The 14482-nt window shown below is 36.5% G+C and carries 17 protein-coding genes; 10 read left to right on the forward strand and 7 right to left on the reverse strand.

Going from position 1 to position 14482, the window contains the following annotated elements:
- Positions 1–39: 39 nt before the first annotated feature.
- Complete coding sequence (locus tag MUW56_RS02885; RefSeq protein WP_292011772.1) at positions 40–1428, reverse strand: MFS transporter; 1389 nt, start codon at positions 1426–1428, stop codon at positions 40–42.
- Positions 1429–1571: 143 nt separating this feature from the next.
- Here MUW56_RS02885 and MUW56_RS02890 point away from each other — a divergent pair, with 143 nt between their 5' ends.
- Positions 1572–2042, forward strand: coding sequence for an Lrp/AsnC family transcriptional regulator (locus tag MUW56_RS02890; RefSeq protein WP_292011773.1), 471 nt, complete (start codon positions 1572–1574; stop codon positions 2040–2042).
- Between the two features lie 85 nt (positions 2043–2127).
- On the opposite strand, the gene MUW56_RS02895 is transcribed toward MUW56_RS02890, so the two are convergent.
- Both MUW56_RS02895 and MUW56_RS02900 read right to left on the reverse strand, forming a co-directional pair.
- On the reverse strand, positions 2128–2643 hold the full coding sequence (locus MUW56_RS02895) for a hypothetical protein (RefSeq protein ID WP_292011774.1): 516 nt from the start codon (positions 2641–2643) through the stop codon (positions 2128–2130).
- 17 nt (positions 2644–2660) lie between these two features.
- A complete protein-coding gene (locus tag MUW56_RS02900; RefSeq protein WP_292011775.1) occupies positions 2661–3713 on the reverse strand; it encodes a hypothetical protein in 1053 nt (350 codons plus the stop codon).
- 457 nt (positions 3714–4170) lie between these two features.
- Here MUW56_RS02900 and mnmE point away from each other — a divergent pair, with 457 nt between their 5' ends.
- Both mnmE and MUW56_RS02910 read left to right on the forward strand, forming a co-directional pair.
- On the forward strand, positions 4171–5556 hold the full coding sequence (gene mnmE, locus MUW56_RS02905) for a tRNA uridine-5-carboxymethylaminomethyl(34) synthesis GTPase MnmE (RefSeq protein WP_292011776.1): 1386 nt from the start codon (positions 4171–4173) through the stop codon (positions 5554–5556).
- A 148-nt stretch (positions 5557–5704) separates the two neighbouring features.
- A complete protein-coding gene (locus tag MUW56_RS02910; protein ID WP_292011777.1) occupies positions 5705–5863 on the forward strand; it encodes a hypothetical protein in 159 nt (52 codons plus the stop codon).
- A 50-nt stretch (positions 5864–5913) separates the two neighbouring features.
- Here the strand turns inward: MUW56_RS02910 and MUW56_RS22795 are convergent, their stop codons facing one another.
- Positions 5914–6102 (reverse strand): helix-turn-helix domain-containing protein, encoded by a 189-nt coding sequence (locus MUW56_RS22795; RefSeq protein WP_367118555.1) that lies wholly within the window; start codon positions 6100–6102, stop codon positions 5914–5916.
- A gap of 332 nt (positions 6103–6434) precedes the next feature.
- On the opposite strand from MUW56_RS22795, the gene MUW56_RS02915 reads away from it, so the two are divergent.
- The 7 genes from MUW56_RS02915 (at position 6435) to MUW56_RS02945 (ending at position 11656) form a co-directional block, all read left to right on the forward strand.
- Complete coding sequence (locus MUW56_RS02915; protein WP_292011778.1) at positions 6435–7907, forward strand: hypothetical protein; 1473 nt, start codon at positions 6435–6437, stop codon at positions 7905–7907.
- 66 nt (positions 7908–7973) lie between these two features.
- Positions 7974–9173, forward strand: a complete 1200-nt coding sequence (locus MUW56_RS02920; RefSeq protein ID WP_292011779.1) for a hypothetical protein — start codon at positions 7974–7976, stop codon at positions 9171–9173.
- A 4-nt stretch (positions 9174–9177) separates the two neighbouring features.
- On the forward strand, positions 9178–9543 hold the full coding sequence (locus tag MUW56_RS02925) for a hypothetical protein (protein WP_292011780.1): 366 nt from the start codon (positions 9178–9180) through the stop codon (positions 9541–9543).
- 67 nt (positions 9544–9610) lie between these two features.
- Entirely contained in the window at positions 9611–10672 is a 1062-nt protein-coding gene (locus MUW56_RS02930) for a hypothetical protein (protein ID WP_292011781.1), read from the forward strand.
- A gap of 7 nt (positions 10673–10679) precedes the next feature.
- Positions 10680–10892 carry a hypothetical protein gene (locus MUW56_RS02935; RefSeq protein WP_292011782.1) on the forward strand — a complete coding sequence of 71 codons (213 nt, stop codon included), beginning with the start codon at positions 10680–10682 and terminating at the stop codon, positions 10890–10892.
- 92 nt (positions 10893–10984) lie between these two features.
- The gene (locus MUW56_RS02940; protein ID WP_292011783.1) at positions 10985–11338 is read left to right on the forward strand and encodes a hypothetical protein; all 354 of its coding nucleotides are present in this window, start codon (positions 10985–10987) and stop codon (positions 11336–11338) included.
- Positions 11339–11344: 6 nt separating this feature from the next.
- A complete protein-coding gene (locus MUW56_RS02945) occupies positions 11345–11656 on the forward strand; it encodes an SH3 domain-containing protein (protein WP_292011784.1) in 312 nt (103 codons plus the stop codon).
- A gap of 169 nt (positions 11657–11825) precedes the next feature.
- Here the strand turns inward: MUW56_RS02945 and MUW56_RS02950 are convergent, their stop codons facing one another.
- From MUW56_RS02950 to MUW56_RS02960, 3 genes are all read right to left on the reverse strand, one after another.
- On the reverse strand, positions 11826–12524 hold the full coding sequence (locus tag MUW56_RS02950) for a DUF1826 domain-containing protein (RefSeq protein WP_292011785.1): 699 nt from the start codon (positions 12522–12524) through the stop codon (positions 11826–11828).
- A 309-nt stretch (positions 12525–12833) separates the two neighbouring features.
- Positions 12834–13691 (reverse strand): DUF4822 domain-containing protein, encoded by an 858-nt coding sequence (locus tag MUW56_RS02955; protein ID WP_292011786.1) that lies wholly within the window; start codon positions 13689–13691, stop codon positions 12834–12836.
- A 170-nt stretch (positions 13692–13861) separates the two neighbouring features.
- Positions 13862–14023 (reverse strand): hypothetical protein, encoded by a 162-nt coding sequence (locus MUW56_RS02960; RefSeq protein WP_292011787.1) that lies wholly within the window; start codon positions 14021–14023, stop codon positions 13862–13864.
- Positions 14024–14482: the final 459 nt, after the last annotated feature.

Here is a 14482-nt window from a genome sequence, read left to right on the forward strand (position 1 = left end):
TCCTTTCTCATATAGTTTGTGCCGTTTTAAGGTCGCTTATCATGAAACCGCTATTTCTCTGCGTTTCCCCTGTAAGCTTCTCAATATAAAATACAATAACATTCCAAGTGCCAGCACTGCGTAGCCTATCAAAATAATCAGGTTCAGACTTCCTACTGCAAATTCTGAAGGAAAAACCTGGCTCATTAAAGTCATGAATGACAGCCCAATCCCAGCTCCCAGAAAGTAACTGGTAGATGTCAAACTTGATGCCACACCGTAATTTGAAGGTTCAGCATCCTGAATTCCCATCACTGAAAGCGCAGTAAAGCAGAAGGTCATCCCAACTCCTGAAATACATGCCGCCCCTAACAATACTACCGTCAGCGGATGTCCTGTATAAACAGATGTCAAGAGCAATAGTCCTCCTGTCAGCATAAACAGCCATCCGAAAATACCCATCCGGGAAGAGCTTAATCTTTTGGAGATATACGGCAGTATAAACTTAGCCGTCAACGCAGATATAATACTGAACGGAACAAGCATTAATCCTGCAGAGGCTGCACTGTATCCCATATCTTTCTGAAGCATTAATGAAATAAGGAATAAAAATCCGATGAAAAATGCTCCCAGCATAAAAAATGCGGCATTTGAAATAACAAGAGACCGGTGTCTGAACAACTTTAGATCAATTAACGGCTGGGCTACCGATCTCAACCGGTAGAAAACCATGATTAAAAGTATTAAAGCTGCGGCCAGAGAACCGATGACAAAGAAAGGCTGTTCTTTAATATGGACCAACTCATGGGTACCATATGTTAAACTTAAAAGTCCTAAAACCATCAGTATACCGGAAACAGCATCAGTCTTTTGACTTGTTTCATTCTTCTCATCTGCCGGCAGATAATAACAGGACAGGATCAGAGTAATGAAAAGAACCGGAACGTTGATCAGAAAAACCCAGTGCCAGCTTAAATAAGTACTGATAATCCCTCCGACAGACAGGCCACTTCCCGAACCAATGGCAGCAAAGGAACTAAAGATCCCTATAGCATGGTTACGTTCCTGTTCGCCTCTGAAAGTATGGGTCACAATAGACAGGGCTGAAGGCATTACCAATGCGGCTCCCAATCCCTGCAAAGCACGGAATACCGCTAATACTTCAAAACGTTGAGATACCCCTGCTCCTAATGATGTCAGCATAAAGATGAGCGCTCCCAGGAGAAACATCTTTTTTCTTCCGATCTGATCAGAAAGCTTCCCGCCAATAATCAGAAAGCCTCCAAAAAACAATACATACAGAGTCTGGAGCCACTGAACCGTTTCCGCCCCAATATGAAACTGTTCCTGAATAGAAGGAATCGTTAAATTAATAATGGCAATATCCAATGCCTCTACAAATGTTCCTACCGATGCTAAAATTAATATTACATTCTTCCTTGTATCCATCTATTCAAATTTCCTGCAAAATTAAAATTAATAGAACACATGTTAAAATTTTTAGTTAATTTTGGAACATAATTGATAATTTATAAAATATAAAAGAACAATTCAACTGTATTCCTAAATCATAACTTATAAAAACAGAACAAATGCCGACAGAAAATTACACCCTCGACGAAAAAGACTTTTCCATCATCCGTATTCTTCAGAAGGACGCTAAAATGAGTGTTCGTGATATTTCCGCAAGAATCAATTTAAGCTCCACTCCTACTCATGAGCGCATCAAGCGCATGGAGAAATTGGGGATTATCAAGGAATATACCGTTGTTGTAGACCGTAAAAAAGTCAATAAAGGAATGATGGTCATTTGTATGATCGCTCTGAATGTCCACAATAAAAAAACCGCGGGAAAGTTCATTGAGGAAGTCGGGAAACTGAAAGAAGTGGTAGAGTTTTACAACATCAGCGGGGATTTCGATTTTATGCTGAAGATTCTTGCGCCCAATATGGATGAGTTCCATGAGTTCTTTGTAAACAAACTATCAGAGATTGAAGGAATTGGCCAGACCAAGAGTATTTTCGTGATGAACAGCATTAAGGAAAGCGCTCAGATTGTTTAAACAAAAAAGAAGCGGTCTCAAAAGTTTGAGACCGCCTCCTTCACTGGGATTCAAACCGGTCTGTTCCGGCTAATGTATAGTTGGTTTATTTCCAGTAGTTCCAGACTGATCCGTCAAATACAGCCAGAGTCTTACTGGTTGTATCGTAGCACACCATACCCGGATATGGATTTTTCACATTGAGATGCGGCGCTGCTATTTTTGGGAGAATCATGGCTTTATCCGGAGCTTCCAGCACCAATACCCCATCTGCACTGCTGGACGCTGCTCCCATAACAACTCCTTTCCCCAGCTCCGCAGAATCGTTCACAACAACAGCACCTAAGCTGCCTGCATCTGATAAGGACTTCCATGTATCATTTTCATATACTTTCACTTTGTTATCCGTAACATCAAAAATAAATGTTCCGTTGACCAGATTTCCTGTAGGGAAACCCGATGTTGCCGGAAGAATTAAGCCCTTTGTGTTTCCTGATACATTATCAAAATCCAATACGGTACTGTTGCCGTCCACCCCCTGTTTCCCGATAGCTATCTGGGCAAAGAATGAGTTGAAAACAACAAGAGCAACCGCAATACTTATATTTTTTATATTTTTCATACTACTTATCCGTTACATTAATCATTACAGCTTTTTTCCGCACATTTCCATGTGCTTCCATTATAAAGTTTCACACATTTATCCTGGATGTCATATAACAGCATTCCTTCTTTAGGTTCTGTGACAGCATCCCCCGGCTGTGGGGTCTGGCTTACATGCTGAACTCTGGTAATGACAAAACCTTTATTTTTTGATTCCATAGCAATAAAACCGTTAGGAATACTTTCAGGCCAGGACTTACTTTTCTGTTGTACTGTAATTCCGAATCTGGTAAAACCGTCAGGCGTTCCTGAAGCTCCCGGTTTTGTACAGAACCCATCTATCTCATTAATAATCGATGGTGCATTTCCACAGCTGGATTTATCTTCTGACAAGCCGTTCGGCCACAATGCGGGACACATGGCTTTTGTTGCATTCGGGCCACAGAAACTTGCATTTCCCATACCCAATCCTGTCACAGACCCCATCGCAATGGTTACAATCTGACTGTCATCACTGATGATAGAAGCTCCTCCCCCTCCGCTCACATCTGCTTTGGCAATACAGTAAGCTCTACCTGTAGGCGCACCGACATATTCAACAGACGGGTATGTTGTAGACTGCTGGGTAAATGTTCCGCATATCTCTACAACACTGCTGGTTCCCATTTCAATAACGGAGGTAGTTCCCGGATAGAATCCTCCAAAAGTGGGATCCTCCTGGATAACTGATCCTACAAGTGATAAAAATGATTTGGTACCTAATTTAATTTTTGAATTTTTCTGAGATCCAAATGATCCTACCTTAACAGTACCGGTAGATTTTACACTTGTTCCATCTCCGATTTCCAAAACCCCATCAACCTGAATACTAACAGACTGCAGCTCTCCGGACTGGATACTAAGTGTTGCTCCATTCGGAATATTGATATTGGCCCCTACACTCAGGGTTCCGTTAAGGCAATAGGTATTTCCACTTGTCATTGCCTGTCCGGTATAGGGTATACATTGTGCATTCAAGACCGTACAGAAGGCAAACATTAATAAAAAAATGATTTTTTTATTAATGTTTACAAAAAATAAGTTATTCATATATATTTATAATATTTTAACAGATTATTATCAATTTAATAAAAAATATTTAAATTTTCAACATCATCGACGGACTATTAAACAATTAACATACCAAACACGTGTTTAATTTTTATAAAATCCTGGAATGCTTCACCAGAATGTGTATTTTCCAACACTATTAAAAACAATTATAAAATACTACATTACAAAGTATTACATTCCTTAAAAACTATTTACTTTTAAGAGATTATTGTATAATATTTAAAGTGTAAATATTATTTTCTTAGATTATAGTTTAATAAAAAGAATGCTGTGTTTTTACATACAGCATCCCTATTCACAATACAGAATGATCAAAACGATGACGAATTTTATCATGATATACTCTTCTCTATTTTCCCTCTTAATACAACGATAGATAATCTGAATAGCAGACCCCAGCGAAAATTTATATTAAAAACCGTAAATTTGCAGCATGAATAACGATACCATTTGTGCACTGGCTACCGCCAATGGAATAGGTGCTTTAGGCATCATCCGAGTTTCAGGAAATGAAGCTTTATCTGTAGTTCAGAAAAGTTTTCCGGCTAAAAAACTGGATCAACAGAAATCCCATACCATTCATTATGGTTATTTTATGGATGAGGAAGAGGCTATAGATGAAGTGATGCTTTCTATTTTCCTGGCACCCAAAAGTTTTACTACAGAAAATTCTGTAGAAATTGCCTTCCACGGCTCACCGCACATTGGGAAACGCATCCTTGAAACCCTGATCAAAAACGGGGCAAGAATGGCTAAGGCCGGAGAATTTACACTGCGCGCTTTTATCAACGGAAGAATTGACCTTTCCCAGGCAGAAGCCATTGCTGATGTGATCGCTTCTGAAAATGAAGCTTCCAGAAAAGTGGCCATCAACCAGCTGAAAGGAGGAATTACCAATGAAATATCGTTATTAAGAACTGACCTCCTGAATTTTGTTTCCCTGATCGAACTGGAGCTGGATTTTGCTGAAGAAGATGTAGAATTTGCCGACAGAAGTGCATTGAGCGGATTACTGGATAAGATTGAACTGAAATTAAATTCTCTTATTGAAAGTTTCCAATACGGGAATGCCATTAAAAACGGAACCGCCGTTGCCATCATCGGAAAACCGAATGCCGGAAAATCTACCCTGCTCAACGCCCTTTTAAAAGAAGAAAGAGCCATTGTAAGCAATATTGCCGGAACCACCAGAGACACCATTGAAGAGGTCCTTCATATTAAAGGACATGCCTTCAGACTTATTGATACGGCAGGACTTCGTGAAACAGTGGATGAAATTGAAGCCATCGGAGTAAAGAAGGCCAAAGAAAAAGTAGAAAACGCCAACATCCTGGTCTACCTTGCCGATGCCGCCACTGTAGATTTTTCAGAAGATATCGAAATGATCCAATCTTTATTAAGAGAGGATTTAAAACTGATCATCTGTGCTACAAAAATTGACGAGGTCACCCCTACCCAATATGAAACGGTAGAAGATCTCTTCAGAAATGCCATCACCCATGAATTTGATTTCATCAAAATCTCCGCTGTTGAAAACCAGAACATCCAGGACCTCAAAAACGAACTGTCCTCATATGTAGAACAGCTAAAGTCCCAGGAAAATAACGTGGTCATCACCAACCAAAGACACTTTGAAGCCCTTCGCAAATCTCTGGAAGCTACCCACAAAGTAAAAGAAGCCATTTCGTTCCAGATTTCCACAGAGCTCCTGGCCTATGAACTGAGGAATGCATTAGAACACCTCGGAGAAATTTCAGGTGAAGTAACAAACGATGAAGTGCTGGGGAATATTTTTTCTAAGTTTTGTATAGGGAAATAATTATACTTTCTTTTAGCTCTATACGCTTTCTTTTATTTGATTTACAGTAACTTATACAATTTCCACTTTCTCTTCTTAGAGTTTATTTATATATTTGTTACTACACTTGTACTACTTCAAATCAATAAGAGGTACAAACGTACCACTTATGAAAATATCCTTACATGAAAGAAAATTAAAAGATGGTGGAATAAGCCTTTCTATAGAGTACTATAGAGGTTCTGAGCTTAATAGTGAAGGAAAAAGGCACCTTAGAGATTATGAAAATCTAAAAATGTTTTTACATTCCTCTCCTAAAAACTGCTAAAGAAAAAACAGAAAATAAAGAGACTTTGGCTTTGTCCGAGAATATTTTATCTATCCGTCAGGCAGAATATATTCTGCAAATAGCTCTTCAAAAGCCATATCAAAAGCCTTGATTATTCTAACAAGAGTACTGAATCTTAAATCTTCTCCTCTCTCATATCTTCCGAATTGTGCACGTGAAATATTATGCTCATAAGCAAAATACTCATAACTGGAATAACCTTTTTTATTCTCAGGGATTTTATTCTGTTCCCTAGTTTTTTCAGAACCTCTTCTTTGGAAAAATCTTTATTCATAGCAGTTTCTTTGGACGACTACAAAGCTTGTAAATAACACTCTTTTATGTTACCACTAAAAAGGAGTATCTTATTAGTGTCTTTTTGAAATATTTTTAGATTTGAAGAAGATTTTAATAACTTCCATTATTGAATAATATCAAAATTTATTTATCTAAAAAATAAAACACATCAAGTTTTGACGTTGAACCATGTAGCTTTGTATAAGCAAAGTATAATTTAATCACTATGACGTGAACTAAAAAATGCTTATTTTGTAATAACCACAAAAATATAATGAAAAAGATTTATTTTACAGTAATTTTCCTGTTTACAAGTTCATTAGGATATGCACAAATCCCGAACCTGCCTACTGTTTCCAAACCCGAAGCCAACGACTTGGGTAACTATTCCAATATGAGTTACGGCAGTCCTACAATTGGTAGAAACTCTCAAAGGAATTATGCTCCGTCTTTACCAAGTTCCTATCAAAGATCTTCAAACACAGCTCAACAACATAATACCTATGAATCACAAGCAAGATCACAGAATGATGCTGTAATGCGAGGTATAGAACAAGATATGGCAGAAGTTCGGGAAATGCAATTCCGTAAGTGGGTGGAAGACGGTAGAAATATATCGTATGAAATGCCATCGTTATCAGGAAAAGCAGGAACAACAGCCTATTATGATGCATTTAACAAACTTTCTGGAATGGATACAGAAAACTATTCATTAACAGAAGCTAATTTTACTGTAGAAAATGCTTTTTACGACAACAAACAGAATTTGCAACAATTTAAATCAGGAATACAAAGAACAGCAAAACAACTGTTACAGAAAATGAAAGAACGGAAACAAGACACAGAAAGTCATGTTTCTAAAAATTTGATGCTGTTTGAGTATTTCTCTAAGGACATGAAATTAGGAGGTACAACACATAAAGCCTATGAATACGACTTTAAGGACTATATGGGACAAAAAGACTATTCCAAGATGTTTGTTTCCAAACTCCTTAAAACAGGCTCAGGACAATGCCATTCAATGCCTCTGTACTATCTGATGTTGGCAGAAGCAATGAATACAGAAGCTTATTTATCATTAGCTCCCAATCACTCTTATATCCGTTTTGTGGATGATGAAGGAACTATGAGAAACATGGAACTTACCAATGGAATGTTTCCTACTGATAATGCATTTTTAGAATCAGGATATATCAAATCAGAAGCCTTGCAGAATAAAATCTATATGAACAATCTCAGCAAAAAAGAATTGTTGGGAATGGCCTATTTTGATTTAGCAAGAGGATATGTAAGCAAGTTTGGCTATGATGAATTTGTAAATAAGGTTATTGACAAAGCGTTAGAACTTTATCCTAATGGAATAGCACCCAATATGGAAAAGGCAAATGTCAGTCAGGTAAGATTTGCAAATGTGATGAAACAATTAGGTATTAATCCCGAAGACAAGAGGGACTTGCAGAGAATCGGGTATTTTCCAAAGGCAGTTGAACAGCTAAAGCAAGTCAACGAAGAGTTTAACACTATTGACAATTTAGGATATGCCGAAATGCCTGCTTCTGCTTATGAATCGTGGCTCGGAAGTCTGAACACAGCAAAAGGCAAGCAAGAAAGCGAAGCATTGGCAGAAAGAATGCGCTTGTATCAACTTCAAAAACAAAAGGAAAAACAGGAACAGGAAGCTGTAAAAAAGGCACAGGAAAAGAAAAAGAAGGAACAAAAACCTATATATTTTCCGATAAAAACATAGATATTTTAATACAAATGATTGATTATAAAAAATTAATAAATAACTTTAACAAGTAACCAAATGACTATGAAAAAAATATTATTAATTGCTTTTGCACTCATAACAGGCTTTACACAGGCACAGGTCAAGAAGAAAACTCAAACCACACAGAAACCCAAAACAGAAAAGAAATGGGTAAATCCGGTTAAATTGACAAAAGAAGAAAGAAACCGTCCGTATATGGATGAAGTCCTAAAAACAAAAGATTCATTAACACCATTGGAAGCAGAAAGACGAAGAAAGAATATTGCTATTGGAAATCCTTTTGCCAAATATGGAGTTTATCCAAAGATTGCTACATTATCCAGAGGTAAATATTTGGAATTTCACGATACGGATAGCATTGTAATAATTGGTTCTATAAAGTATAACACAAAAAGGAAGAATATAATCGAGGTAAGGGAAGTTGATTTATCCGATCCCGATGCACAACCTATCGGTGATACTCACGGACGTTGGATGTCTCCCGATCCACTCAGTGAAGAGTTTCCTGATTGGTCACCCTATAATTATGCTCAAAGTAATCCTTTGAGAAATATTGATCCCACAGGTCTGGCTCCTGAGGATATTCATATTTTGGGAAATTTAGCACAAAAAGGATTTGAACAATTACAATCAAATAGTAGTCTTGCTATGACAATGGATTCAAATGGAAAACTAAATACTGCAAATTTGAGTAAAAGTGATTACAATAACTTGTCTGCAACAGATAAGGTTTTATATGATGGCATAAAAAATACTAATATTGATTCAAGAATATATGCTGATAATAATAATGTAACTCCTAATGGAGGATTAATTCCTGGTGGTTCTTTTGGGGGAGCTGATTATAATTCAACAACAAATACTAGCACGGGAACCCAATATACAAACCCTGAAGTATTAGGAAATGCCGAGAGTTTTACAGGAACTCAAAAAGGCACTGGAATGACACATGAGGTTGTAGAAAATGTTCTTATTACACAAGAATCTCTAAAAACCAAAAGTGATGTTTCTATTAGTACTTCTGGCAATCCTAATCCTGTTTTCAATAAATTCCATGATTTGACAAGAAGCATGATGCCTTATGATAATCTAGTTATATCAGCTAGAACAAGATTTGAAACTGGCGGTACAAATCCTAGAAAATATTATGAAGGATTTGCGGGGAAAAAGGATTCTAATGGAAAAATTCAGACAATCCCTTTATATAAAGTTTATACCGATGATAAAAAACTAAAAAAATAATTTTATGAAAAAAATAGTTTTCTTATTATTTTCAATTATCATGTATAATTGTCAGACCAAAAATGCAATTATCAGCTCAAAACCAACTTCTATTACAAGAAAAATCATCTCTTTTAAAGAAAATAAAGATGTTAGTGTATTAGTAGCAGATAATAATGATATTATAGAAGTGTTTAGAGAAAATAACATTAATAAATGTAAAAAAATAGAGTTGGGAAAAAAGTATTCTTTTAAAATAATTCCAGTAAGTGATTTAATACAACAGGGCGTTGATTCACCTAATGAGTATATTTTAAATGATTCAACTATTATTAAATATAATCATTATTATTCTGCCGAACAAAAACAAAATATTTGTATAATAAAGTAATATTGGAAAAAGTCATGTATTTACCACAAAATGATTACTACATTCTCCAATGGAAAAAACAAAAATAATGAAAAAAATACTTTTCATTTTAACTTGCCTGATTTTCGGACTTTCAAAAAGTCAGGAAAATAAATTTTATTCCGATGCTTACCAAACTATTGACAATATGCTCAATGACAGACAGCAATACAGCTTTAAAGAAGCCGTATTTGGCGTTGAAAATGCATACTATCAAGGAAAGTTAGATACAGGAGGCTTGAACCGTAAAATTGGTTTTTTAACAAATTTCTGTAACCGATTAGTTAAAAACAGAAGTCTGAGTTATTCTGAAAAAGATTCTGAAAAAGTAAATAAATATGCAGCAATCTATACTGTCATGTGTCAGTCTACACCTGTTATTTTTGGAAATGACATCATAAAATACAAGCCATTCACTTACGATTTTGAGGATGTATTCGGACATAAAGAACTGTCTAATCTGTTTGTATCAAAATTATTAGATACCCAAAAAGGCAACTGTAATTCAATGCCATATCTGTATAAGATTTTGGCTGAGGAATTAGGAATTGATGCTAACTTAGCTCTTGCACCAAACCATGTTTACATCAAGCATAATATTAAATCAATCGGTTGGTATAATACAGAGCTTACAAGTGGTATTTTTCCGATTGATGCTTGGTTGTCTGCTTCGGGATTTATTCATTTAGATGCTATTAAAAATGGTGTGTTTATGAAAGCCTTGAACAATAAAGAAAGCCTTGCATTATTATTAGTGGATTTAGCTAATGCTTACAACAGAAGTTATCCAGAGAATGAGGGAAGTTTTGCTTTGAAATGTGCTGAAAGAGCAATACAAATATATCCTTATTTGCCTAATGCTTTACTATTACAGGCTGAAACCCATACAAAACAGTTTCAAAAATTAATGAAAGAACAGAATACAAAAGATATTCAGGCTACATTAAGCAATTCAAAGGCTAAAGAACTATTTGATCTAATGAATAAAGAATATACTCATATCCACAAAATAGGCTATCGCAGTATGCCAGAGGAAATGTATTTGGATTGGTTGGTATCTTTGAAAACGGAACGATCAAAATATGAAGATATGAGATTTAAACAAGACTAAATAAATTATGAAAAAATTAGATCACAGATTGAAACAACTTTTAGAAAACGCAAAAGAAGAATTTTCGAATGATAATTTTATAGTTGCAATTCCAATTTTTTATGCAAAGAAATTCATTGCTTATTGTGCAATGAAAGAATTTTGTTGGACATTCAATGGGCAAACAACCACAAGTTTAACTCAACAGGAAACAGTATTAAAAAATTACGGCTGGATTTGATATTACTTAATGAATTAATCTTCAATAAGTTTCAAGGAAAAAACCAATAAATCCGGCGGTACTGTGACTCATAACGGATCAATATTAAGCATATGAGGAGAATATATTTTTATAAAAAGACCGAGATCAGTGTTGTTATTTTAGAAACATTTGTAACTGTGATTATCCTGAGTGTATTCCTGTGGAAAAAGTTTGATTACCATTGGGCAATCAATTTTGTTGCTGTTCCTGTTATCACCGGACTATTTATATTCCTTTTCTTAAAATGGCGCCTCTCAAGGTATATCATGACTTTATTTTTCTCGGTTTTATATGGTTTATCAGGATACTATATCGGCAGATTTCTCCAGAGTGATGGTGTTTCTGTCGGAATTGTATTTGCTTATGCAGCCTATTTTGCAAGCCTTTGCTTGCATGAGATGGAATATAGAGAATTGAAAAACTAGATTGACATGAAAAATAAGGCCCGAAATATTGTTTTCATCATCGGAACTTTGCTGTTTTCAGCTATGATCTACCGGTATGCCAAGCGCGACCACGCACTCATAAAAGAACGGTACAGACCCAATGTACAGGTCACATCCGCTGCCCCCGTCTATAGAAAAGCAAATCTCAAAAGTCCTGTTCTTGATACCTTAAGTACCGGAACACGAATAAAAACAGGTAAGCAAAATGGTGCCTTTTATCAGATCATCTTTGTTGAAGACAACAAGACCGTCAGGGGCGGATATATTCAAAACGTCAACTTGCGGAAAACTGAATAGTCACCGATTCCCTTGTTAGAATCGTTTCATACGGGAAAGGCAATTTCGTGCTCCTGCGGATAAGGTGCTCTGAAAGTCATGCTTACATCTTTTTTGATACGCTCCTCCGCTTCGTACTTCCTTCTTTATCGTGCAAATAGCATGGTGACATTTTTGCCCAAATAATCCTTCAACAAATCAAAAGCAGCCGATACTCCCCATCGTTTTCAACAGGAGCTCTATGAACACAAGGTAAGACCTGTTGTGCCGGATGATCTACCGCCAGGCGCCAAAGATGTCCTAAGCCTAAATTGACAGGTTCCGCATTGGGTTTAGGCTGATAATGCAGATCGAAGAAATAGTCTTTCAGGAAGGTTTCAAATTCAGTTTCCGGACCGTCATGTAATTTTTTAAGCTTTTCCCGGATTTCCGGAATCAAAATTTTCTGTTCAACCTGGCTATTAGGTATAATATCACTTGCTGCACCATGATAGGTGCATAAAAAAGTATCCGTTCCAATGGGAGAACGATCGACATGATAGGAATATACGTCAGTTGAAATGAAATCCAGCTCTTCATCCCGTTCATAACACTTTAGTAAATTGAGAGAAGGTGAGGCTCCAAAATCTGCCAATACCTGTACATCACTTACAATAATTTCTCTTGCCGCATTGCCATTTTCTGAGAGCGGCAATGCTAAAAGATCTTCAAGGGAAACTTCTGTAATGTTCTCTTTTAACTGAAGTTGGGATACAATTTCTTTAAAATCTCCCACTAAGTTTCTGTGCCAGCATATTGCATTCATAGCTCCCTGGAACTTGGTATTGACAAGTTCAGAAAAAGAAGAAACCATTCCAATTTGGCTGTTGTCAGAAAATGTATTGTTCATATATTAGAAAAATTGCCTGGTCAGCTAGTTGACTACAAAAATAATGAACAATAGAAGACAATGTAAGAAATAAGTTTTTTTTTCAGAACATCCTTATTAAAAATATAGTGCCAATTCCTATATCCCAATGTATTTTAAGCACTATGGATAAAGGGATTTACACGTGCTGAATCAGAAAATAAGATTGTAGAAAAAGTGGAGTTCACTTTAACTCGAGCTGAGGGCAAAGAGGATGTTATTTTACGATCATTAAAAGCCCGCTCACTAAAAAATGAACAGGCTTTCCCTTATAATGAAAATAAATGATGATTATGGCTCCAGGTGGTCTACAGGCTTATGAACGATATCATAATAGACTGCAGGATTGGCTGCATCAGGAATTATTCTATACGTGAATTTTCCGTCATTGAGCTCCAGGATATCTACAATACGTGTCCAAGCTATAGTTCCATCAGGATTTCTTGCAACAAGGGTTCTTGTTTTTCCATCCGGAGAAATCGACCAGTCTCCCTGATTTTTTACGATATCATTGAGGCCATAGATCGCATACTTTCCATCAGCCCTGAAATAAGCATATCCTACAAAACCGTTTACTTTCGGATCATTCAGGTCAACATGCTCCCCTGTATTATCAAGGGCTTCAGTAGTTTCCCAAGCTGTAGAAGCTAATATACGCTGTCCGTTTGCAGGCTCTGCATGATTTATTTTTGTATGGATGATGTCATAATATACAGAAGAATCATTAGGATTTGTATGAATTCTGTATGTGAACACATTCTTAGTAAGCTCAAGAATTTCTACGTCACGCGTAAAAATCGCGGTTCCGTCTGGCCGAAGTGCTGTAATGGTTCTGGTTTTTCCTAATGGATCTACAGCCCATTTTCCTATTGATCGCAGAACATCATTCAGTCCGTAGATAGCAAAATTTCCATCTCCTTTGAAGTATGCAAAACCGACAAAACCGGCTACAGCAGGATGGTCCAGTGCAACATTATTTCCTTTGTTATCCTTTGCTCCTGTAGTTTCCCAGGGAGTGGAAGACAGGATCTGTGAGGGAGTCAGCTGTTCTTCTCTTATGATCTGGTCATCATCGTTGGAACAGGATACAGCTGTTGTGGCTAAAGTAAAAGCTGTAAATAAATAGAAAACTTTTTTTAATGTAATCATTGTATATTGTTTATAAAGGTTATTGAAAAAATAAACATGTAAAAAAGAAAGCAGGGAAATGAAAATCTGGGATCCCTGCTTTCAAAACACAAACACTTAATGAAACCGGAATTACGACTTGGGATAATGATCTGTACGATCAAGAGTAATTCCTGTTACTTTTTTTATTTTTATTGGATACTTCCTACACAAATCATTTCGATATTTCTGCTTGAAGGAGTAATTCCTATAATTATTTCGTCATACCATACTCCTTCTGCAGGACGTGCAGTAGTGGTATTTGCACCATAACCGCAATTTGCATATTGTTCCGGCTGCACGGAAAGTAGCATTTTGAGTAATTCCGAAACAGTTAGACACTGCAGGTCCTTGCTGAATATTTGTAGACGTAATGGTTGCCGTTACAGGAACTCCATTTATCGTTCCACTTACTGTTCCGCCATTTGCTGTATAAGGTATAAGGAATGAACCTGTTGTACAGTTGATACCGCGGCTACCAGCGTTGTTATGGCAGCTGTGGAAGTTCCTGTTGCGTTTTTTGCTGTAATATCAAAGGTTGCTTGTGGTTCTGGTGTGTTCACCCCTACCTGAGAAAAAGCAAAGCAGAACACAGCAGAGCTAATAAAATAATTATATTTTTCTTCATTTCTTACATTGTTTGAGTTTGGAAAATTTTTATTCCTGTGTGTTTTGAACCGTATGAAACGAACTCAGAAAAAAACCGGTCTGACGTCAACTGATTGTTTCGGGATTATGTCTGCAAATTTATGGCCCCTTCCCCCAAAATAAGG

It is taken from the genome of Chryseobacterium sp., from assembly GCF_022869225.1.
Classification (GTDB): domain Bacteria; phylum Bacteroidota; class Bacteroidia; order Flavobacteriales; family Weeksellaceae; genus Chryseobacterium.